Here is a 2,495-nt window from a genome sequence, read left to right as displayed (position 1 = left end):
TATGACTAAAATTAAGTTATAACAATGAGTTGTAATAGATGTCGCATTTTTCAGCTTCGCTCCCACTGGGCCAACTAGTTTTGCGGAAAGGTTCTTTTGTCATTCGACCGTTTTGCTTCTGCGTTGCGATAAGTCAGCAATATCGGCTTTCGCACGCTCAAGCCTCTTTAAAAGCGGTCTAGCAGGATGGGGGGCGGACTGGGGAATATTCAGGTCACAGACCGGCTTCGCCGGGCGTACGGCGACGCTAACCTCCAAGGACACTAACAGCTACCGTTGTCGCCTTCATGCGCGATGCGCATAAAAACATAGACCGCCTTGATATGTGGCTACATTGTGGCTATAATATAGAGAAATTAAAGGAGATGTTTATGACAGATACCGTTGTTAGAGCAAGAGTATCGCCAGCTTTGAAAGCTGCCGCGATGGCCAATGCTAAAGCCCTTGGCCTGGATTTATCTACTGTGATCCGTTTGGTTGTGAATCGTCTGGCAGTGAACGCAGAACTGCCAAAGGATTTGCTGCAGCCTAATCAGGAAACCTTACAAGCAATTCGTGACTTAGAAAACAATGTCGAGGTTCTGCGCGTCGATACGGTTGATGAACTGAAACGCGATCTTGGCTGGTAACAATGCTGACAATTGTTTATCAGAGCCGCTTTAAAAAAGACGCAAAGCGTTATGCAAATAACAAGAAAGCACAAAGGGTCATTTTGGAAACCATCGGGCTTCTTCAAACAGGAAATGTGTTACCTGAAAAATATAAGGAACATGCCCTGGTCGGAAACTATATCGGCTACCTTGAATGTCATGGTATGCCCGACTTACTCCTGATATATCAAAGAACTGATAAGGAATTGAGGTTATACCGTGTTGGTAGCCACTCCGAATTATTTTAAAAATAATTTGCATGACAAGGCCGCATGAGCGGCTTCGTCTATTTTGACAAACGTCGCTACCAACGCCAGATAATGTCCATGGTTAGGAATTTGGATCGCTCCTTATTAATTTTCCAGGGGTTGTACGCCGGAACCCCAGAAAATTCCGTCACCAAAGCTAAAAGCCGCCTGATTTGTATGACTTTGAATAAATTACGGGTTATGTGACGGATTTTGGCGTCGAAATCGTCAATTAAGGGGTCAGTTTGGATATCGAAAATTATTGTACGTTAAGGTTGTTTTTTAACCACTCAGATGTGAGAAAACCGCTCTCTGAGCGGGTTTTCGTATCTTGATGAGCGATGCTGAGAGCTCTCCTCAAACGATCTTAAGAAGAACCTTCTGAATCTTTGATCTTAATAGTATATGTTTTATCAAATTCCCCACCTGTAGCTACATTAGTGCCAAACAATCCGCCTGATACTCGTACGGTGACGATCCCCGGTTTTACTGGTACTCCCTGAATCCTGACGCAATTGTGAGCTGGAGAATCATTACAATATCTTAAAGTTAATCCTGTATCGGATGGAGTTATTTCACCTACAAATCTTTCTTTTCCATTAGAATCTAAAGATGATACAGCACCACCATTTATATTTATTTCACTGGCATACGACGTTCCTACTATAGCATCGTTAAGTGAATTACTATCAGGAGTAACATCAGCATGTAAAGTACATGCTGATACTGAGAATGAAATAAAAATAACAGGAAATATCCTCATGGCTGTTTTAATGGTTTGAAAACCATCCCCCCGAAAAATCTATTGATAAAAAATTGCAAATCTTTTTTCTGTTTAATCCAGTTAGTTGATTGCCCCCAGGAAAATAATTTTAAATTAACATGCCCATTATTATCTTGTGTTACAGAACCATCCCATACAATCCAGTGCGTAGGTAATGTCGTGTTGTTTGTACTACCTTCAAGCAGTCCATCATTTATTAATGTCACAACTTTATAGCCTTGCTCTACATACTTATTTAAATCTCTGATTCCCTGGACACCTGCCTGAGTGATTCCTACATTACTGAACACCTTCTCATAACCGGCCTTTTCAAACCATTCCGTCAGTGTTTGCCACATTGTGATACCAGCCACTGGCGAATCAAGAGCATCAAAGCTCAGCATGGTATTCTCTGAATCCCTGAGCCCAGCCAGTGTCATCCAGTCAAGCCCTAAGATCCTTGGCTGACCTCCGCCTGTATAAAACATGCCTGAAGGGTGTTTACACCCTTCGCCAGGGGAGATGGTCAGTGCACCTATTTTAGTCTTTCCATACCGCCATAGTTCCCTGGCAGCTTGTGCATATACATCAGGGCGATCCATTTGAACACAGTAAAAAAATGCAGCAGGTCCACATACACTTGCCCTATCCTGATAAGGGTAAGAATAATGATAAAATCTATCGTTTATTTCAGAATCAATTTTGTTTTTTTCAAACGGATCCTGCGGTGTTCCGATAGGATATTCTTTCGCTATAAATGGACGTTCCGGGATGGTGATTTTAATCTGCTTTGTTTCGCCCCCCTGACTCTCAGGTTTCATTGTCCCTTTTGAC

At 42.3% G+C, this 2,495-nt stretch carries 4 protein-coding genes; 2 read left to right on the top strand and 2 right to left on the bottom strand.

Going from position 1 to position 2,495, the window contains the following annotated elements:
• Positions 1 to 371: 371 nt before the first annotated feature.
• Positions 372 to 629: a type II toxin-antitoxin system RelB/DinJ family antitoxin gene (locus tag J8X26_RS25375; RefSeq protein WP_208952349.1), complete on the top strand. Its 258-nt coding sequence runs from the start codon at positions 372 to 374 to the stop codon at positions 627 to 629.
• A gap of 2 nt (positions 630 to 631) precedes the next feature.
• Positions 632 to 898: a type II toxin-antitoxin system YafQ family toxin gene (locus J8X26_RS25370; RefSeq protein ID WP_208952348.1), complete on the top strand. Its 267-nt coding sequence runs from the start codon at positions 632 to 634 to the stop codon at positions 896 to 898.
• Between the two features lie 367 nt (positions 899 to 1,265).
• Here J8X26_RS25370 and J8X26_RS25365 read toward each other — a convergent pair whose 3' ends face one another.
• Positions 1,266 to 1,661, bottom strand: a complete 396-nt coding sequence (locus J8X26_RS25365; RefSeq protein WP_208952347.1) for a hypothetical protein — start codon at positions 1,659 to 1,661, stop codon at positions 1,266 to 1,268.
• The coding region (locus J8X26_RS25360) for a hypothetical protein (RefSeq protein ID WP_208952346.1) at positions 1,658 to 2,495 on the bottom strand (838 nt) is incomplete at its 5' end. The genes J8X26_RS25365 and J8X26_RS25360, both read right to left, overlap by 4 nt.

This window comes from Rahnella sp. ChDrAdgB13 (genome assembly GCF_017655185.1).
Taxonomy (GTDB): domain Bacteria; phylum Pseudomonadota; class Gammaproteobacteria; order Enterobacterales; family Enterobacteriaceae; genus Rahnella; species Rahnella contaminans.
The sequence above is the reverse complement of the archived record's forward strand: the minus strand, read 5'-3'. Positions and strand labels throughout refer to the sequence as shown.